At 72.8% G+C, this 17,376-nt stretch carries 17 protein-coding genes and 1 riboswitch; of the genes, 6 read left to right on the forward strand and 11 right to left on the reverse strand.

Annotated features, from left to right (window positions below):
• Positions 1-59: 59 nt before the first annotated feature.
• Entirely contained in the window at positions 60-1,139 is a 1,080-nt protein-coding gene (locus ACIQOE_RS09360) for a M12 family metallopeptidase (protein WP_351314243.1), read from the forward strand.
• A gap of 116 nt (positions 1,140-1,255) precedes the next feature.
• Here the strand turns inward: ACIQOE_RS09360 and ACIQOE_RS09365 are convergent, their stop codons facing one another.
• The 8 genes from ACIQOE_RS09365 to ACIQOE_RS09400 all read right to left on the reverse strand — a co-directional run bounded on the left by ACIQOE_RS09365 (position 1,256) and on the right by ACIQOE_RS09400 (position 8,704).
• Complete coding sequence (locus tag ACIQOE_RS09365; protein ID WP_401410702.1) at positions 1,256-2,629, reverse strand: NtaA/DmoA family FMN-dependent monooxygenase; 1,374 nt, start codon at positions 2,627-2,629, stop codon at positions 1,256-1,258.
• A gap of 21 nt (positions 2,630-2,650) precedes the next feature.
• Positions 2,651-3,862 carry an LLM class flavin-dependent oxidoreductase gene (locus ACIQOE_RS09370; RefSeq protein ID WP_401410704.1) on the reverse strand — a complete coding sequence of 404 codons (1,212 nt, stop codon included), beginning with the start codon at positions 3,860-3,862 and terminating at the stop codon, positions 2,651-2,653.
• A gap of 70 nt (positions 3,863-3,932) precedes the next feature.
• Entirely contained in the window at positions 3,933-4,028 is a 96-nt protein-coding gene (locus tag ACIQOE_RS09375) for a putative leader peptide (protein WP_351314250.1), read from the reverse strand.
• Between the two features lie 81 nt (positions 4,029-4,109).
• Positions 4,110-5,135 (reverse strand): transporter substrate-binding domain-containing protein, encoded by a 1,026-nt coding sequence (locus ACIQOE_RS09380; protein ID WP_365564658.1) that lies wholly within the window; start codon positions 5,133-5,135, stop codon positions 4,110-4,112.
• A 56-nt stretch (positions 5,136-5,191) separates the two neighbouring features.
• Positions 5,192-5,992: an amino acid ABC transporter ATP-binding protein gene (locus ACIQOE_RS09385; RefSeq protein ID WP_365564661.1), complete on the reverse strand. Its 801-nt coding sequence runs from the start codon at positions 5,990-5,992 to the stop codon at positions 5,192-5,194.
• The gene (locus ACIQOE_RS09390) at positions 5,989-6,969 is read right to left on the reverse strand and encodes an amino acid ABC transporter permease (RefSeq protein ID WP_365564664.1); all 981 of its coding nucleotides are present in this window, start codon (positions 6,967-6,969) and stop codon (positions 5,989-5,991) included. Before ACIQOE_RS09390 ends, ACIQOE_RS09385 begins: the two co-directional genes overlap by 4 nt.
• 404 nt (positions 6,970-7,373) lie before the next feature.
• Positions 7,374-7,485, reverse strand: a riboswitch (SAM riboswitch).
• Between the two features lie 77 nt (positions 7,486-7,562).
• Positions 7,563-8,435 (reverse strand): glutathione S-transferase C-terminal domain-containing protein, encoded by an 873-nt coding sequence (locus ACIQOE_RS09395; RefSeq protein ID WP_365568173.1) that lies wholly within the window; start codon positions 8,433-8,435, stop codon positions 7,563-7,565.
• A gap of 137 nt (positions 8,436-8,572) precedes the next feature.
• The gene (locus ACIQOE_RS09400) at positions 8,573-8,704 is read right to left on the reverse strand and encodes a putative leader peptide (RefSeq protein WP_365564668.1); all 132 of its coding nucleotides are present in this window, start codon (positions 8,702-8,704) and stop codon (positions 8,573-8,575) included.
• Between the two features lie 159 nt (positions 8,705-8,863).
• Between ACIQOE_RS09400 and ACIQOE_RS09405 the strand changes: the two genes are divergently transcribed.
• Positions 8,864-9,121, forward strand: coding sequence for a hypothetical protein (locus ACIQOE_RS09405; protein ID WP_351314269.1), 258 nt, complete (start codon positions 8,864-8,866; stop codon positions 9,119-9,121).
• A 140-nt stretch (positions 9,122-9,261) separates the two neighbouring features.
• Positions 9,262-10,071: a hypothetical protein gene (locus tag ACIQOE_RS09410; RefSeq protein WP_351314272.1), complete on the forward strand. Its 810-nt coding sequence runs from the start codon at positions 9,262-9,264 to the stop codon at positions 10,069-10,071.
• Positions 10,072-10,095: 24 nt separating this feature from the next.
• Here ACIQOE_RS09410 and ACIQOE_RS09415 read toward each other — a convergent pair whose 3' ends face one another.
• The 3 genes from ACIQOE_RS09415 to ACIQOE_RS09425 form a co-directional block, all read right to left on the reverse strand.
• Positions 10,096-11,460 carry an MFS transporter gene (locus ACIQOE_RS09415; RefSeq protein ID WP_401410709.1) on the reverse strand — a complete coding sequence of 455 codons (1,365 nt, stop codon included), beginning with the start codon at positions 11,458-11,460 and terminating at the stop codon, positions 10,096-10,098.
• 57 nt (positions 11,461-11,517) lie between these two features.
• Positions 11,518-12,993, reverse strand: a complete 1,476-nt coding sequence (locus ACIQOE_RS09420) for an NAD-dependent succinate-semialdehyde dehydrogenase (RefSeq protein ID WP_365568179.1) — start codon at positions 12,991-12,993, stop codon at positions 11,518-11,520.
• A gap of 148 nt (positions 12,994-13,141) precedes the next feature.
• Positions 13,142-13,939 carry an IclR family transcriptional regulator gene (locus tag ACIQOE_RS09425; protein ID WP_365568182.1) on the reverse strand — a complete coding sequence of 266 codons (798 nt, stop codon included), beginning with the start codon at positions 13,937-13,939 and terminating at the stop codon, positions 13,142-13,144.
• 222 nt (positions 13,940-14,161) lie between these two features.
• Here ACIQOE_RS09425 and fae point away from each other — a divergent pair, with 222 nt between their 5' ends.
• Genes fae through ACIQOE_RS09440 form a run of 3 tightly spaced genes read left to right on the forward strand, consistent with a single transcriptional unit; the run spans position 14,162 to position 17,351 of the window.
• Positions 14,162-14,725: a formaldehyde-activating enzyme gene (gene fae, locus ACIQOE_RS09430; protein WP_365564679.1), complete on the forward strand. Its 564-nt coding sequence runs from the start codon at positions 14,162-14,164 to the stop codon at positions 14,723-14,725.
• On the forward strand, positions 14,722-15,834 hold the full coding sequence (locus ACIQOE_RS09435; RefSeq protein ID WP_351314287.1) for a mandelate racemase/muconate lactonizing enzyme family protein: 1,113 nt from the start codon (positions 14,722-14,724) through the stop codon (positions 15,832-15,834). The genes fae and ACIQOE_RS09435 overlap by 4 nt, the downstream gene beginning before the upstream one ends.
• Positions 15,831-17,351 (forward strand): aldehyde dehydrogenase, encoded by a 1,521-nt coding sequence (locus ACIQOE_RS09440; protein WP_401410712.1) that lies wholly within the window; start codon positions 15,831-15,833, stop codon positions 17,349-17,351. The genes ACIQOE_RS09435 and ACIQOE_RS09440 overlap by 4 nt, the downstream gene beginning before the upstream one ends.
• Positions 17,352-17,376: the final 25 nt, after the last annotated feature.

The following is a 17,376-nucleotide window of genomic DNA, read 5'->3' on the forward strand; positions in this document are numbered from 1 at the left end:
GGGGACTTGAGTAGCTTGCGACTCAGGCGGCCGGCCGGCGGGAACGGCAGGCTGGGCGCATGACCCGACGCTACTGCTCGCTGCCGCGGCAGTCGGACCCGGCGTTCGCCCCGGGACTGGCCGCCGAGCGGCTCGGCGCGCTGATCGGCGGGCGGCGGATGTGGGTCAACGGCACCGTCCTGCACTACTGCTTCCTCGACGCCGCCACCGACGCCTCGGTGATCCCGGTCCCCGGGACCGCGGAGATGCGCCGGGTGCCGTGGGCCGGTACCGAGGAGCAGCGGGACGTGGTGCGCGAGTCCTTCCGGGAGTGGCAGGACCTCGGTATCGGGGTGCGGTTCGCCGAGGTCCGCGACCGGGGCGAGGCCGAGCTGCGGATCGGCTTCCAGGCGGGCGGCGGATCCTGGTCGGCGGTCGGCCGGGACGCGCTCGCGGTGGGGGCCGGCGAACGCACCATGAACCTGGGCTGGGACCTGACCGAGCCCGGCGGCCGCTGGACCGCGCTGCACGAGATCGGGCACGCGCTCGGGATGCGGCACGAGCACCAGAGCCCGTTCGCCGGGGTGCACTGGGACGACGAGGCGGTGTACACGGCCCTCGCCGGGCCGCCGCACCACTGGAGCCGGGACCGGACGGACCGCGCGATCCTGCGGAAGCTGGACCCGGCCGAGGCCAACGGCTCGGTGTGGGACCCGCATTCGGTGATGCAGTTCCCCTTCGGCCCGGGGCTGATCCTGGAGCCGGAGCAGTACCACAACGGCCTGTACCCGCCGGGCTCGCTGTCCCCGGCCGACAAGGAGTTCGTGCTCCGCTGGTATCCGCCCGCCGAGGCCCCGGCCGCGCTGGTGCCGTTCCGGTCGGCGCCGCTCGGCCTCGGGCCGGGCGGGCAGGCGGACTTCGCCGTGGAGCCGCCGGAGACCCGCGAGTACAGCGTGGGCACCTTCGGAGCGTGCGACTCCGTCGTCGTGGTCTTCGAGGAGCGTGACGGGGAACCGCGCTACCTCGCCGGGCACGACGACGGGGGCACCGCGCACAACGCGCTGGTCGGGGTCCGGCTCGTCAAGGGCCGGCGCTATGTCGTCCGCGTACGTCTCCATTCCACGTGGGGGTCGGGGGAGACAGCGGTCATGTGCTGGTGACACCGGCACGGGACCGCGGCGCGGAGGTCGGACTCAGGGTCCGGCACCGGGGGGAAGCGGTCGCGGCACGTAGCCTTCGGGGGAGGGATACGTGCCGCGGCCTTGCCCGTGGCCGCTCAGGACGCCGCGCGCTGCCCCCGGGGCTCGTCCGGGTGGGCGAGGCCGAGGTGGTCGCGCAGGGTGGTGCCCTCGTACTCGGTGCGGAAGACGCCCCGCTCCTGGAGGAGGGGGACGACCGTGTCGGCGAAGGCGTCCAGGCCGCCCGGGGTGATGTGCGGGACCAGGATGAAGCCGTCGGCGACGTCGGCCTGCACGAAGTCGTCGATGGTGCGGGCGACGGTGGCCGGTGAGCCGACGAAGGTCTGCCGGTTGCCGGTGTTGATCACGAGGTCGCGGATGGACCACTTGTTGGCCTCGGCCAGCTCACGCCATTCGCGGGCGATGGCGACCGGGTCGCGGTACATCCGCACCTGGGCGCGGCCCCGCGAGATGTGCTCCTCGCTCACCAGCGGGTCCACCTCGGGCAGCGGCCCCTCCGGATCGTACGACGACAGGTCCCGGTTCCAGACGAACTCCAGGTGCTTGAGGGCGGTCGCCCCGCTGACCTGCAGGCGCCGCACCTCGTGGGCGGCCTCCTCGGCCTCCTCGTCGGTGTCGCCGAGGACGAAGCTGGCGGCGGGCAGGATCAGCAGGTCCTCGGGGCGGCGGCCGTACGCGGCGAGGCGGGACTTGACGTCGGTGTAGAAGGCCTGGCCGGCGTCGAGGGTGGCGTAGCGGCTGAAGATGGCGTCGGCGCCGGCCGCGGCGAACTCGCGGCCCTCGTCGGACTCGCCGGCCTGGAAGATCACCGGGCGGCCCTGCGGGGAGCGCGGCACGTTGAACTGGCCGTGGATGTCGAACTGGGGGCCGCGGTGGGCGAAGGAACCGGCCCTGGCGTCGCTCAGGAAGGCTCCGGCGGCCTGGTCGGCGAGGATCTCGTCGCCGTGCCAGGAGTCGAAGAGCTCGTTCGCCGTGGCGAGGAACTCCTTGGCGCGGGAGTAGCGCTCCTCCTGCGGCAGGAAGCCGCCGCGCCGGAAGTTCTCGCCGGTGAAGGCGTCCCAGGAGGTGACCACGTTCCAGGCGGCCCGGCCGCCGGAGAGGTGGTCGAGGCTGGCGAACTGGCGGGCCACCTCGTAGGGCTCGTTGAAGGTGGAGTTGATGGTGCCGGTCAGCCCGAGGCGGTCGGTGACGGCGGCGAGCGCGGCCAGCACGGTGAAGGTGTCGGGGCGGCCGACCACGTCCAGGTCGTATATTTTTCCGCCCTGTTCGCGCAGCCGGAGGCCCTCGGCGAGGAACAGGAAGTCGAACTTGGCGCGTTCGGCGGTCTTCGCGAAGTGCGTGAAGGAGCTGAACTCGATGTGGCTGCCGGCGGCCGGGTCGCTCCACACGGTGGTGTTGTTGACGCCGGGGAAGTGCGCGGCCAGGTGGATCTGCTTCAGCGGCTTGCTCATGTCGGGTGCGGTCCTTCCGGCTCAGGCGGTGGCGGCGTAGCGGTTGGCGGGCCGGGCGAGCCCGAGCAGACCGCGCAGGGTGTCCGCCTCGTAGGCGGTGCGGAACCGGCCGCGGCGCTGGAGTTCGGGGACCAGGTCCGCGGTGATGCGCGGCAGGTCGTGGCCGAGCACGCCGGGCCTGAGCCGGAAGCCGGAGAGGCCTTCGGCCGCGAACTCCTCCAGGAGATCCGCGAGTTCGGTCGCCGTGCCGGTGAAGACGCGGGCGTCGCCGGTGTGTTCGCCGCCATCGAGTGCGTCGAGGCGTTCCTTGCGGGCGACGGCCGCGGCACGGTCGTCGTCGAGGTGGACCTCCAGGTCGCCGAAGACGTGCACGGTGTCGCCGGGCCGTCCGGCGGCCTCCTGCCCGGCGCGGATCTCGGCGACGGTCGCGCGGGCGTCCGCGGCGTCGGCCGGGGTGACGTAGCCGACGTCGGCCTGGCGGGCGATCAGCCGGTAGGGGACGCTCTGGTGGCCGAGGGCGGTGACCAGGGGCTGGCCCTGTGGCGGGCGCGGGGTGATGGAGGGCCCCTTGACGCTGAAGTGCCGGCCCTCGAAGTCGGTGTAGTGCAGCTTGTCGCGGTCGATGAATCGGCCGGTGGCCGTGTCCCTGATCTCGGCGTCGTCCTCCCAGCTGTCCCAGAGCCGGCGCACGGCCTCCACGTAGTCGCCGGCCTCCTCGATGTACTCGGCGAGCCGGGCCTGCCCGGCCGGTGACCGCAGCTGCGCGAGGTCGGCCGGCGGGAAGGTGCGGCGGCCGAAGTGGTCGGCCTCGTGCGGACGGGCGGAGATCTGCACCCGCAGACCGGCCCGGCCGGTGCTGACGTAGTCCAGGGTGGCGATCGCCTTGGAGATGTGGAACGGCTCGGTGTGCGTGGCGATCACGGTCGGCACCAGGCCGATGTGACGGGACAGCGGTGCGATCCGGGACGCGATCAGCACGGCGTCCAGGCGGCCGCGGACCTGGTCGGTGCGGCCGTCGGGCTCGCCGTGGCGCGAGGACTGCAGGCCGAGGCCGTCCTCGATGGTGACGAAGTCGATCAGGCCGCGCTCGGCCTCGGCGACCAGGCCGGCCCAGTAGCCGGCGGTGAACAGCTCACGGGGGCGGGCGGCCGGGTCGCGCCAGGACGCGGGGTGCCAGCCGGTGCCGTCCAGGGCGACGGCGAGGTGCAGGGGGGAAGCGGGAGATGAGGACACGGTGGTGCCTTCCTGAAGGTCCGTACGAGGGCGCGCCTGGGCGGAGAGGGGGCGCGGCGGGGACAACCGGTCAGGAACAACAGAGCGCGCCGGCCACGCGCGCCAGGTCGATGTGCGGCCGGGAGACCAGGACGGTACGGCGGCTGGGGCTGAGCACACGCGTCATGTCCCGCACCTCCCGGCCTGCTCCGCGTACATCTCGTCACGACGCACAACAGCGGGGCCGCGGTGGTTGTTCCCGGGCCGGTCAGGAGTTGTCGAGCGGCAGTCCGGGCGGGTTGACCTCGGACGTGGCGACGGCCTCGTTGGACAGGTTGTAGGCCTTCAGCCACTGTGCGTACTGGCCGTTGTCGATCAGGTGGTTGATGGCGTCGGCGAGCGGCTTGGCGAGGCCGCTGTCCTTCTTCGCGGTGGCCGCGATCAGGCCCTGGAGGCCGGCGCCCGCGCCGGAGTAGGTGCCGGCGGTGCGGGTGGCGTTGGGCGTGTTCGCGGTCTGTCTGTTGTGGTAGGCGATGCCGGGGTTGGGGCCGAGGTAGGCGTCGATCTTGCCGCCGGCGAGGGCCAGGTAGACGCTGTTGCCGTCCTGGTAGTACTTGACCGTCAGCTTCTTGCCCTCCTTGGCCAGCTTGGCCTTCCACTCCAGGAGGATCTTCTCCTGGTTGGTGCCGGCGCTGACGGCGACGGTCCGGCCGGCGAGGTTCCGGTAGTTCCCGTCGAAGTTCCAGGTGCTCTTCTTGGGGACGGTGAAGGCGAGGTTGTCCTGCCGGTAGGAGGCGAACTCGTACTTCTTCTTGCGTTCCTCGGTGTCGGTGATGTTGGAGAGGGCCACGTCGACCTTGCCGCTGTCGATGCCGACGAACATGTTCTCCCAGGTGAAGTTCTTCACCTCGGGGGTGAGGCCGAACACCGCGGCGACCAGGCGGCCGAGGTCGGGTTCGGAGCCGGTGAGGGTCTTCTGGTCGGAGCCCACGTAGGCGAGCGGCGGGAATCCGGCGGGCAGGGCGCCCTCGCCGATGACGAGCCTGCCGCTCTTGCGGAGGGCGGCGGGCAGTTCGGCGCTGATGGACTCGACCTCGGAGACCTTGATGGTCGTCTGCTGCGCGGCGCCGTTGGAGACCCGTCCGATGACGACCTCGCCGCTCTTGGCGGCGCCGGTCGTGGTGGCGGCGTCGCTGTCGCCCCCGCAGGCGGCGAGCCCGGTGGCGAGGGTCGCGACGGCGGTCGCCGTGGTGAGGCCGCGGATCAGGCTGCGTCGGGTGAGGAGCGTGGGCATGGCTGTCCTTCGGGTGCGAGCGAAAAGCGGTGGGCGGGTGGTGAAAGGGGGCTGGTTCAGAGGACCTTGCGCAGGAAGTCACGGGTCCGTTCGTGCCGCGGACGGTCGAGGACCTCGGCGGGCGGGCCCTGTTCGACGATCTTTCCGCCGTCGATGAAGACGATCCGGTCGGCGACCTCGCGGGCGAAGCCGATCTCGTGGGTGACGATCACGAGGGTGGTGCCGCCCGAGGCCAGGTCCTTGATGACCGCGAGGACCTCGCCGACCAGTTCGGGGTCGAGCGCGGAGGTCGGCTCGTCGAACAGGATGATCCCGGGGCGCAGCGCGAGGGCGCGGGCGATGGCGACGCGCTGCTGCTGGCCGCCCGAGAGCTGGCGCGGATAGGCGCCGACGCGTTCGCCGAGGCCGACCCGTCCGAGGAGTTCCTTGGCCAGCTGCCGGGCCTCCTGCCGGGTCAGCTTCCCGGTGGCGACGGGGGCGGCGGCGACGTTGTCGAGGACCGTCAGGTGCGGGAACAGGTTGAAGTTCTGGAAGACGAAGCCGATCCGGCTGCGCTGGGCCAGGATGGCGCGTTCACTCAGCTCCTTGAGGCCGTCGCCGTGGCGCTTGACGCCGATCAGTTCGCCGCCGACGCTGACGTGCCCGGACTCGGGCTTCTCCAGGTGGTTGACGACCCGCAGCAGCGTGGACTTGCCGGAGCCGGAAGGGCCGATGACGACGGTGACCTCGCCGGGGCGCACGGTCAGGTCGATGCCGTCGAGGACGCGGTGGGCGCCGTAGGACTTGTGGACGTCGTGGATCTCCAGTGCGGCAGGCGTGACGTCCTGGAGCTGGGCCGTGTCCGGTGCGGTGGTCATACGGCGGCCTCCCGGCGTATCCGTTCGCGCAGGCCGTCCAGGCCGGTGCGCAGTCTCTGCAGGGGGGTCGGGGGAAGGGTGCGGGTGGCGCCGCGGGCGAAGTACCGCTCGACGTAGTACTGGAGGACGGAGACCGCGCTGGTCAGGATCAGGTACCAGACGGTGGCGACGAGCAGCAGCGGCACGATGTCGCCGGGGTAGGTGGCGCCCATGGACTGCACCGATCCGAAGAGGTCGAGCAGCGAGACGTAGAACACCAGGGACGTGCTCTTGATCAGGCCGATGAGCTGGTTGACGTAGTTCGGCACGATGGAGCGCAGGGCCTGCGGGAGGACGATCCGGGAGAACTGGTAGCCCTTGGGCAGGCCGAGCGCGGCGGCCGCCTCGTGCTGGCCCTGGTCGACGGAGAGGATGCCGCCGCGCACCACCTCGGACGCGTAGGCCGCCTCGTTGAGGCTGAGGCCGATCACGGCGATGGCCAGGTCGGTGGCGAGCTTCGACTCGTCGAAGCTGACGAAGGCCGGGCCGAAGGGCACGCCCAGGCTGAGCGTCTGGTAGAGCGCGGAGAAGTTGTAGAGGAAGATCAGCAGCACGATCAGCGGGATCGAGCGGAACAGCCAGGTGTACGTCCAGCTCACCGCCCGCAGCACCGGACTCCCCGAGAGCCGCGCGAGCGCCAGGACGACACCGCCGAGCAGGCCCAGGACGGCGCTGAGCGCGGCGACTTCGAGGGTGACGACGAGCCCGTCGAGGATGGTGGGCCGCAGGAACCAGTAGCGGAAGCGGTCCCACTGGTAGAAGGGGTTGGTGGCGAGTCCGTGGGCGAACTGCGCCACGAGCACCAGGACGACGGCGGTGGCGATCCACCGGCCGGGACGGCGCAGCGGCCGGACTCGCTCGCTGCGGACGGTTCTTGACGGTGTGTCGGTGGGCGGTGGCGCCTCGGCTACGGACAGGACGCCTGGGGGTTCACTCATGGCGGGCTCCGGCGGAGTCGGACGTCCCGGACCACGACGGCCGGGACCGCGGCACCGGACCGCGTCAGGGGACACGGCACCGGTGCGCGGGGGCGCGCGGGACACGGGACGGGGCGGACGGCTGCGCACCGGGACGGCCGGTGCGTCGTGGCGGTCGCGGGGACGCGAGGCCGCGCGAGCGGTGCTGCGGGCGGGGCGGAGGGGTCGGGTCAGACCCGACAGCGGGCGACGCCCGGCGCGGTACACGCGGTACACAGCGCGCTGCTGACACGGAGCAGGTCGACGGCGCGGTCGGCGACCAGCGGGCTCGGACACGGCTGTACGCAGCCCTGGGCCCGGCCATGGGCCGACCTCGAAGCTGCGTACATGTCCGTCACCTGTCGCTGTCGTGGCGGCCCCTGGGGGCCTCGCGCTTACCGAACGTCGTCATCCGGTCCGGTCGTCACCTGGGGCACCCCACCGCGGTGCGAGGGTTGCCGGTCAGCAAGCCAGGGCTCGATGCTGACGCTCTTGACCGTTCTGTGCCGCAAGTAAGTCAGTCGGCCGAAAAAATGTCAACGCCTGTCCGACAGGCGAAATGACGAGGACCGCTTCTACCTGCGCGAAGTGCCGGAGACGTCCGCCGCGTGCCCCGCCCAGTCCAGGATCTGGACGGCCGCGCCGGCGGCCTCCAGGCCCTGGCAACGGCCGTGGTGGCGGCGGGCGATGCCGTCGAGGTCGAGGTGGGGGCCGAAGGCCGGGTGCGCGGCCAGCCGGCGGGCATAGGCCCACAGCGCGGGGTGGCCGGCGACGGCGTGCACGGCGGCGGCGTCCAGGTGGTTGCGGTGCACGGTGTCGAGTTGCACCAGGGCCACCCACAACTCGACGTCGGCTGCCGTGAGTTCTTGGCCGACCAGGAACTCCGCGCCGGTCAGCCGGCGCTCCAGTGCGCCCAGGGCGGCGAGCAGGGTCTCCAGCGCCGCCGGGTCGCCGCCCTCCCGGCCGGCGTCCTGCGCCGCCCGCCCGATGTCCTCGGCGCACAGCCGCTCGGCCTCCTCGATCGCGGTCTCGGCACCGCACGGGTACAGCCGGACCGCGCCGTCACCGAAGTGGCGGTCCAGGTCGCGCAGGATGTCCCGGCTGTGGGTCGACACGATCCGGCCGGACCAGTCGTCGCTGAGCACCGGCGCGAGGGCCGGTCCCGAGTAGCGGTGGGCGCTCGCCTCGTACAGCGGGCGCAGCGCGGTGTGGCCGCCGTCGGGACCGTCCGGGACGGCGGGCAGGAAGGTGACGGGACAACAGTCGTCCAGGGCGAGGAGGCTGTGGCCGACGGCGATGCGGAGGCCGTCGGGACAGGCGGTGGCCAGGTGCAGCCGGTAGCGGCGGGGCACGGCGTAGTGCCCGCTGCGCGCGTCCCGGCCGATGCGGCCGCGGAAGACGGGGCCGGAGCGGGCGGCGGGCAGGGCGGCGAACGGAGTGATGGACATGCGTCTCCCCGGGGGTAGGGGCGCGCGGGCGTCCGCGCGGCGGAGGCGTTCGTCGGTGGGCGGGCGCCCGGCGGGTGCGGCCGGTGGCGGGCGTCCGGTCCTGCGGGGGCCGTGGGGCGGTGGCCGGCGGCGGGTGGTCAGCCGGTGCGGCTGATGGCGCTGCACACGCGCTGCAGGTCGATGTGCAGCCGCGAGGTGAGCAGCGGGACGGGGCAGGGCCTACGGCTCTCTCGGCGCTGTCTGCCGGTGGCCGTGCGCTGCGGACCCATCGTTCCCTACCTTTTCACTAGGATTCCCCTTGGAGTGTCGATCGGCCTCCGCGTGCCGTCAAGGGGGCGTCCACGCCTGGGACACCCGGTCCCGGTTTGCCCTCGGGCGGCGGCTGCTGTCCGCTGGAGACGCGGGCCGAGTGACAGGAGCCGGATGCGATGAGCGAGCCCCCGGGTCCCGGGCCGGTACCGGGTGCCGTGCCCGAGACCTTCGTGTTCGCCTGCGGGCGCTGCGGTGAGGTCTGGGAGGCGGTCTTCCAGGCGGTGTTCTTCACCGATCCGGTCGCCGACCCGGACCTGCAGAGCACCCTGGAGTACGTCGACGAGGCCGGGCGCGCGGTGCGGTCGCCGCTCGCCGACGCGGTCTGCCCGCGCTGCGGCAGCAGGCGGGTGCGGATCACGGCACCCGGATCGTGACGCTCACCCGGATGGCACGCGCGGGTGGTCGGCCGCGGTGCCGGATGGTGGCGTGGAGGGACGTACCGCCGTCACCCGCGGAGTGACGCAGCACCGCTGCCCCCGCGGGGACGTCCCGCCGCCCCGAGGAGGCAGTCGCGATGATCCGTCCGTTCCGACCCGTGCGTGTTCTCGCTCCGGCCGTGGTGGCGGGGGTCCTGCTCGCCACGGCGGCCTGTTCGGACGAGGGCGGCGGCCCCGGGGCCGTGGCCGTCTCGCCGGCCGGCGAACGCTCCCCCGCGTCCCCGTCGGCGACCCCGGCCCTCACCGGTGCGGGCGCGAAGGCCGCCCTCATCACACCGGCCGACATCGAGGACAACTGGAAGCTGGCCACCGACGCGGCGAGCTGGCGCAACTCGATGCCGGTCGGCAAGGTCGACGTGGCCGCCTTCCTCACCGCCAAGGCGGACGCCGCCGACTGCCAGCGCCTGCTCGACGGTCTCTACTCCGACAGCCTGCTGGGCCGTGCCTCCGGCGCCTCCGGGCTGCGCGGGTTCACCTCGGAGGACTCCCGGATGCTGTACCAGGTCGGCGACTACGGCTCGGCGAACCTGGACGCCACGCTGGCCTGGCTGAAGTCCCTGCCGTCCAAGTGCGACCAGTTCACGGCCACCGGCAAGGACGGCGGCAAGCGGACCGTGCAGGTCGTCTCCGCGAAGGTGCCGGCGTCCGGCGACGCGCGCGAGGCGGTGACGGTGACCGTCCAGGGCGACTCGGGCGGGCAGCCCGCCACCTACACCACCGACGTGGCGGTGCTGCGCATCGGCGCCTCCGGCGCGGCGGTCACCAACGGCGGCCTGTCCGGCGTCGACCACGACAGCACCGCGCTGGCCGTGCGCAGCGGCGCCCAGCGCCTCAAGGACGTCCTGTCCGGCAAGACCCCGGCACCGATGCCGAGCCAGCTCGACTAGCGTGCGGGGTCCGGCCGGGCGGTCTCAGCCGTCGGCCGGGCCGCGCGCCGTGCGGGCCGCCCTGGCGAGGTCCAGGTCCGTGGTCTCCGGGGCGAGGAACTGGGAGACCAGACCGCCGATCGCCAGCACGCCCGCGCCGACGAGCAGCACGAACTCCACGCCGAACCGGTCCAGGCCCATCGGCAGCAGGAAGGTGCCGACGGCCGCGCCGACCCGGCTCATCGCGGTGGCGAAGCCGACGCCGGTGGCGCGCAGCGAGGTCGGGAACACCTCCAGCGGGTAGACCGCGGTGAGCGCGCTGGAGGCCGCGTTGAGGAAGATGAAGAAGAGGAAGCCGGCCACGATGACGGGCGTCGAGTGCGGCCACACCGCGACCAGCGCGAGACAGCCCGCGGTGATCCAGAACGGCGGGATCAGCAGCCTGCGGCGGCCGATGCGGTCGACCACCAGGCAGCCCGCGGTGACACCGGCGACCGCGGTGAACGAGTAGACGAGCAGCGCCGCGACCGCGTTGTCACCCATGTGCAGGGCGTCGAAGACCTGCGTCCAGAAGGTGCCGATGGCGAAGTACGGCAGGACCAGCGCCGCCCAGAAGACGCTCGCGAACACCGTGCTGCGCAGGTGCTCCTTGCTGAACAGTGCCCAGAACCCGGCCTGTCGGCCGGTGGTCGGCTCGTCGAGTTCGGCCTCGACGTCGATCTCGATGCCGTACCGCTCGATGAGCGCCTCGGCCTCCTGCCGGCGGCCCTTGCTCAGCAGCCAGCGGGCCGACTCGGGGATGCCGCCGCGCAGCGACACGCAGACCACCGCGAGGACGGCGCTGCTGGCCAGGGACCAGCGCCAGCCGCCGTCGACCTCCGCGAACACGGCGCCGACGACGGTGGCCGCCGCGTAGCCGACGTACCAGCTGATCTCCAGGCTGGCCAGCAGCCTGCCCCGGCCCTGCCTCGGCGCGTACTCGGACAGCAGCGGGGCACCGATGGCGTACTCGCCGCCGATCGCCACGCCCATCAGCAGCCGGATCAGGAACAGCTGGAGCCCGTCGGTGACGAAGAACTGGAGCACCGAGCCGACCAGGAAGACCACCATGTCGGCGAGGAACACCGGGCGGCGCCCGAACCGGTCGGCGAGCCGGCCGAAGAGCGGACCGCCTACGAAGATGCCGATCAGCGGGGAGGCGCCGACCAGGCCCTCCATGAGGGTGGAGAGGTGGAGGTCGGCGGTCAGGGCGGTCATCGCCATGCCGATGCCGCCGATGATGTAGCCGTCGATGCCCTCGCCGATCTGGGTGGCGAGCTTCAACTTGGTCTGCAGGCGGCGGCGTTCGCGGGTGCGGTCGGCGGCTTCGGGGGTGCCGGGCGGTTGCTGGGTCGCAGGCGTCATTGCCATGTGCGGTCCTTGGGGGTGAGCGGGTGAGCGGACGGGGACGGGCGGCGGACGGACGGGTCAGAGGGGCCAGTCGAGGGCGATGTACTGGGTCTCCAGGAAGGCCTCGATGCCCTCGCGGCCGCCCTCCCTGCCGAGGCCGGACTGCTTGACGCCGCCGAAGGGCGCGGCCGGGTCGGACAGCAGGCCGCGGTTGACGCCGACCATCCCGGCCTCCAGGCGTTCGGCCAGGCGCAGCGCCCGGCCGACGTCACGGGAGTACACGTAGGAGGCCAGGCCGTGGACGGTGGCGTTGGCGCGGGCCACCATCTCGTCCTCGTCGGTGAAGGTGGTGATCGGCGCGACGGGGCCGAAGACCTCCTCGTGCAGGACGCGGGCGTCGTCGGGGACGTCGACGAGGACGGTCGCGGGGTGGAAGTGGCCGGGCCCGTCCGGGACTTCGCCCTGTACGGCGATCCGGGCGCCGCGCGCCACGGCGTCGGCGACCAGGTCGCGGATCCGGGCCACCGCCGTCTGGTCGATCATCGGGCCGAGGGTGACCCCGTCGGCGAGGCCCGGACCGGTGCGTACGGCGGCCATGGCGGCGCCGAACTTCCGGGTGAACTCGGCGGCGACGTCGGTGTGGACGTAGAACCGGTTGGCGGCGATGCAGACCTCGCCGCCGCCGCGCATCTTGGCGTCCATCGCGCCGCGCACGGCGGCGTCCACGTCCGCGTCCGCGCAGACCACGAACGGGGCGTTGCCGCCCAGTTCCATGGTCACGTTGACGACGTTGGCGGCGGCCTGCGCCAGGAGCGTCCTGCCGGTGGCGGTGGAGCCGGTGAAGGAGAACTTGCGGACCCGTTCGTCGCCGAGCCAGACCCCGACCACCTCGGCGGCGCGGTCGGTCGGCAGGACGTTCAACAGGCCGTCGGGCAGCCCGGCTTCGGTCAGCAGCGCGGCGATCGCCAGGGCGGTGAGCGGGGTCTGCGGGGCGGGCTTGAGCAGCACCGGGCAGCCGGCCGCGAGCGCCGGGGCGATCTTGCGGGTGGCCATCGCGGCCGGGAAGTTCCAGGGGGTGACGAACGCGGTCACGCCGACGGGGTGTTTGCGCACGACGTGCCGGTAGCCGCCCGCCGGGGCGTCCCCGAAGGCGGAGCCGACGCGCACCGCTTCCTCGGCGAACCAGCGGAAGAACTCGGCGGCGTACCCGACTTCGGCCACCGCGTCCCGGTGGGCCTTGCCGTTCTCCAGCACGATGAGCCGGGCGAGCGCGTCGGTGTGCTCGCGCATCAGCGCGAAGGCGGCGTGCAGGATCTCCGAGCGGCGCCGTGGCGGGGTCGCCCGCCAGCCGGCCGCGGCCTCCTGTGCCGCGCCGATCGCCGCGCGGGCGTCCTCGGGCCCCGCCGCGGAGACCTCCCTGACCGGATCGCCGGTGGCCGGGTCGTGCACGGGGTACGTGCGCCCGTCGGCGGCCGGGAGCCAGCGGCCGCCGAGGAACACATCGCCTTCCGCGAACGGCGCCTTGGCCAGGAGGTCGATGCCGACGAGGTTCATGAGCTGCTCTTTTCTCCGTTCCGGACGAGGCTCGTCCGATGCGCGGTGAATTTACGAGCGCGTCATGGGGCCGACAAGGCAACCCCGGCGGATCGCAATGGGGGTTGCTCTGAGGGCAACTCGCCGATCTTGGCGGGGAGTACGGCGGTCAGGTGAGCCGGGCCCGTCCCTGCGGGGTGCGCCGCGGCTCCCAGCCCAGCAGCGACGACACCCGCGCCGCCGCGCGTGCCGTGGTGCGGCCCGCCTCGTCCAGCCGGTCGCCGAGCCGGGACTTGGGGGCGGAGATGTTGATGGCCGCGACGACCCGGCCCCGGAAGTCCCTGACCGGCGCGGACACCCCGACCAGTCCCTCCTCGAACTCCTCGCTGACCCGCGCGTACCCCTGCCGCCGGGCGTCCTGGATCAGGGACCACAGGTCCTGGACGGGCATCTCCCCGCTGGTGCCGAACCGGACGTACAGCTCGTCGGGGGTCGCGTCGGCGAGCAGCACCCGGCCCGCCGACAGCCGCCAGGCGGGCACCCCGCGTCCTTCCCAGTCGTGCACGCGGAAGGAGTGGCCGGAGACCGAGAGCAGGGTGAGGACCTCGCGGTCGCTGAGCACGCACAGGTGGCTGGTCTCCTCCAGGTCCGCCGACAGCGCGTGCATGACCGGCTCGGCCACCCGGACCAGGCGGCTCTCGGAGGTCCGGGCGACCAGGGAGAACAGCCGCCAGCCGAGCCGGTACTCCAGGGTGTCGGGGTCGCGCTCGACGATGCCCTCGGCGGCCAGCGCCTTCAGGGCCCGGGAGACCTGGGTCTTCTCCCGGCCGACCAGCCGGGCGAGGCGGACGACGCCGAGGCCGCCGGCGTTCTGGGCCTCGTCGGAGGCGAGGGCCTCCAGGAGGTCGATGTCACGGCGCAGGCCGTGGCCGCGGGAGGCCGCGGAGGAGTCGGTCACAGGGGCCATCGTAGGCGCGCGTACGACCGCCGGAACCCCCAGGTCAGCCCAGAAGTTGTCAGGAGAGCAACCGGCATTTCGATTCCCCTGGCCACCTTGCGAGGGGGTGGTGGCGGACCTAGATTCGCCGCATCGGGCCGGAGGAACCGCACCGAATACGAGGTTCGTCCTCCACGGGATCTGCCTCTCCGTGCCCGCCGAACCACGCTTCCCAGGTCCAGGAGAGATCCGATGCCCACGCCGGTTTCCCCCGCCAGCCCGCCCGGCTTCGCCCCGACCGCGCTCATCGGCGAGTCCTTCGTCGGTGACGGCGCCAACGCCGCGCACACGAACATCGTGATCGGACGCAAGGGCGGCCCGGTCGAGACGGCGTGGGCGACGGCGCTGGCCACCCCGAGCGCCGGGCACGTCCCGTTCCTGACGGTGGTGCGGCCGTCGGTGCCGGTGAAGCCGCTGACGCTGTTCGTGACCAAGGCGGCCGCGGCGGGCGACCTGCACGAGCGCGCCACCTGGGGCTCCGCGCAGGCGGGCCTCGCGCAGGGCGTCGCGGACGCCGTCCGGGAGGGCCTGATCCCCGCCGCGGACGCCGACGAGCTGCTGATCATCGCGGCGGTGTGGGTCAACCCGGCCGTCGACGACCTGGACGCCTCCTTCCGCAACCAGCGCGCCGCCGCGCACGGCGCGGTCCGCGCGGCCGTGACCGGCACCCCGACCGTCGCCGACGTGCTGGCCGCCGCCGAGGAGGGCCCGGCCAACCCGTTCTACACCCCGACCCCCGAGGTGCTCGCCCGATGAAGATCACCGACATCACCCTGGACCGGCTGCGCCTGGAGCTGGACCCGCCGTTCCGCGCCGCCTGGGACCCCGAGCCGCGCCGCGCCTTCGACGCCACTATCGTCCGCGTCCACACCGACGAGGGGATCACCGGCATCGGCTCCGGCGATCTGATGGACGGCTTCGAGACGTACAAGCACCTGTTCGTCGGCGAGGACCCGCTCGACATCACCCGGCACGTCCGCGCGATCGAGACCGCCAACTTCCACGGCGCCCACTACTGGCCGCTGGAGGCCGCGCTGTGGGACGTCATCGGCAAGGTGCACGGCCGCCCGGTGTCCGAGCTGTTCGGCAACGCGGCGAAGCGGCTGCCCGCCTACGCCTCCTCCGGTGAGCTGAAGTCCCCGGCGGAACGCGTCGAGACCGCCCTGAAGGTGCGCGAGGCCGGTTTCCGCGCCATGAAGATCCGCATCGACCGCAACCGGGTCGACGAGGGCGTCGCGGCGGTCCGCGCGGTCCGCGAGGAACTGGGCGCGGACTTCGAGATCATGGTGGATCTCAACCAGTCCTGGCGGATGGCCGGCGACACCGCGAACGCCTCCGACCTCGCCAGGACCCGCAAGACCGTGGCCCGGCTCGCCGAACTCGACGTCTTCTGGGTCGAGGAGCCGCTGCCGTACGCCGACCTGAACGGCTTCAGGCAGTTGCGCGCGGAGAACCCGGGGGTGCGGATCGCCGCCGGCGAGATGCACCACTCCCCCACCGAGCTGCTGCGGTACCTCGAAGAGGACGCCCTGGACATCTACCAGATGGACGTGGTGCTCGCGATCGGCATGCACCGCGCCCGCACGCTGGCCGAGCTGGCGCAGCTGAAGCACCGTCAGTTCACCCCGCACAGCTGGACCAACGGCATCGGCGTGCTCGCCAACCTCCATGTCGCGGCGGGCGTCGGCGGCGGCCCGTTCTTCGAGTTCCCCTACGACCCGCCCGGCTGGACCCCCGAGCGCCGTGACTTCATGCTCGCCGAGCCGGTCCGGGTGAACGCCGAGGGCGACCTGGAGATCCCGGACCTGCCCGGCCTCGGCATCGAGCTGGACGAGGACGCGATCGACCGCTGGAGGATCAAGTGACGTACACGATCGACGAGTTGCTGGCACGGTCGTACGACGACTGGCTGGCCGCGGCGGACAAGCTCGCCTTCGAGACCCGGCTGTTCGTCGACGGCGCCTTCACCGACGCCCTCTCCGGTGACTCCTTCGCGAGCGTCTCGCCGCGCGACGGCGCGGTGCTGGCCCACGTGCAGGCGGCCGGTCCAAAGGACGTCGACCGGGCGGTACGGTCCGCGCGGGCCGCCTTCGAGGACGGCCGCTGGCGCGACCTCGCACCGAAGGAGCGCAAGCGGATCCTGCTGCGCTGGGCGGACCTGATCCTGGCGAACGCCGAGGAACTGGCGCTGCTCGACACCCTGGAGATGGGCAAGCCCGTCACCGAGTCCGTGCGGATCGACGTGGCCAAGACGGCGGAGACCATCGCCTGGTACGCCGAGACGATCGACAAGACCTACGACGAGGTGGCCCCGACCCCCGGTGACGCGCTGGCGCTGGTCACCCGCGAGCCGCTCGGCGTGATCGGCGTGGTCGTTCCGTGGAACTACGCGCTGCTGATCGCCAGTTGGAAGCTGGGTCCGGCGCTCGCCACCGGCAACAGCGTGGTCCTGAAGCCCGCCGAGCAGACCTCGCTCGCGGCCCTGCGGCTGGCCGCGCTGGCCACCGAGGCGGGGCTGCCCGACGGGGTGCTCCAGGTGGTGCCGGGCCGGGGCGAGGTCGCGGGACAGGCGCTCGGCCGCCACCCCGAGGTCGACAAGATCGCCTTCACCGGTTCGGCGGAGGTGGCCCGGCTCTTCCAGGTGTACGCGGGCCAGTCGAACGGCAAGCAGGTCGCCGTGGAGGCGGGCGGCAAGTCGCCCCAGCTCGTGCTGGCCGACGCCGACATCGAGGCCGCCGCGTCCGCCGTGGCCTGGGGCATCTTCTACAACGCCGGCCAGACCTGCAACGCGGGCTCCCGGGTCGTCGTGCACGCCTCGGTCAAGGATGAACTCCTGGACGCCGTACGGCGGATCACCGCCAGCACCTTCCGCGTCGGCGACCCGCTCGACCCGGCCACCGTGATGGGCCCGATCGTGGACGAGGGCCAACTGGCCAAGATCCTCGGCTACATCGAACGCGGCCGGGCGGACGGGGCCCGGGTCCTGATGGGCGGCGGGCGCACGCTCACCGGCACCGGCGGCACCTTCGTGGAGCCGACCGTGCTCGACGGCGTGTCCAACACGTCCGCCGTCGGCCAGGAGGAGATCTTCGGCCCGGTCCTCGCCGTCGTGTCGTACGACGGCGGGGTGGACGAGGGCGTACGGCTCGCGAACGAGAGCGACTTCGGGCTCGTCGCCTCCGTCTGGACCCGGGACGTGACGGTCGCCCACCGCACCGCGAAACGGCTGCGGGCCGGCACGGTGTGGATCAACACCTTCGACGCCAGCGACGTCATCACGCCCTTCGGCGGGTTCAAGGCCACCGGCGCGGGACGCGACAAGTCCCTGCACGCGCTGGACGCCTGTACGGCGCTGAAGACCACCTGGATCAACCTGGCCTGACCGGCCGCCTCCCCACCACTTCACC

It is taken from the genome of Streptomyces sp. NPDC091282 (assembly GCF_044757385.1).
Lineage (GTDB): Bacteria > Actinomycetota > Actinomycetes > Streptomycetales > Streptomycetaceae > Streptomyces > Streptomyces gramineus.

What these genes read in the sequence shown, in the direction of transcription:
- ACIQOE_RS09360 (WP_351314243.1), top strand. Translation starts at nt 60, where the DNA reads ATGACCCGACGCTACTGCTCGCTGCCGCGGCAGTCGGACCCGGCGTTC.
- ACIQOE_RS09365 (WP_401410702.1), bottom strand. Translation starts at nt 2,629, where the DNA reads ATGAGCAAGCCGCTGAAGCAGATCCACCTGGCCGCGCACTTCCCCGGC.
- ACIQOE_RS09375 (WP_351314250.1), bottom strand. Translation starts at nt 4,028, where the DNA reads ATGACGCGTGTGCTCAGCCCCAGCCGCCGTACCGTCCTGGTCTCCCGG.
- ACIQOE_RS09380 (WP_365564658.1), bottom strand. Translation starts at nt 5,135, where the DNA reads ATGCCCACGCTCCTCACCCGACGCAGCCTGATCCGCGGCCTCACCACG.
- ACIQOE_RS09385 (WP_365564661.1), bottom strand. Translation starts at nt 5,992, where the DNA reads ATGACCACCGCACCGGACACGGCCCAGCTCCAGGACGTCACGCCTGCC.
- ACIQOE_RS09390 (WP_365564664.1), bottom strand. Translation starts at nt 6,969, where the DNA reads ATGAGTGAACCCCCAGGCGTCCTGTCCGTAGCCGAGGCGCCACCGCCC.
- ACIQOE_RS09395 (WP_365568173.1), bottom strand. Translation starts at nt 8,435, where the DNA reads ATGTCCATCACTCCGTTCGCCGCCCTGCCCGCCGCCCGCTCCGGCCCC.
- ACIQOE_RS09400 (WP_365564668.1), bottom strand. Translation starts at nt 8,704, where the DNA reads ATGGGTCCGCAGCGCACGGCCACCGGCAGACAGCGCCGAGAGAGCCGT.
- ACIQOE_RS09405 (WP_351314269.1), top strand. Translation starts at nt 8,864, where the DNA reads ATGAGCGAGCCCCCGGGTCCCGGGCCGGTACCGGGTGCCGTGCCCGAG.
- ACIQOE_RS09410 (WP_351314272.1), top strand. Translation starts at nt 9,262, where the DNA reads ATGATCCGTCCGTTCCGACCCGTGCGTGTTCTCGCTCCGGCCGTGGTG.
- ACIQOE_RS09415 (WP_401410709.1), bottom strand. Translation starts at nt 11,460, where the DNA reads ATGGCAATGACGCCTGCGACCCAGCAACCGCCCGGCACCCCCGAAGCC.
- ACIQOE_RS09420 (WP_365568179.1), bottom strand. Translation starts at nt 12,993, where the DNA reads ATGAACCTCGTCGGCATCGACCTCCTGGCCAAGGCGCCGTTCGCGGAA.
- ACIQOE_RS09425 (WP_365568182.1), bottom strand. Translation starts at nt 13,939, where the DNA reads ATGGCCCCTGTGACCGACTCCTCCGCGGCCTCCCGCGGCCACGGCCTG.
- fae (WP_365564679.1), top strand. Translation starts at nt 14,162, where the DNA reads ATGCCCACGCCGGTTTCCCCCGCCAGCCCGCCCGGCTTCGCCCCGACC.
- ACIQOE_RS09435 (WP_351314287.1), top strand. Translation starts at nt 14,722, where the DNA reads ATGAAGATCACCGACATCACCCTGGACCGGCTGCGCCTGGAGCTGGAC.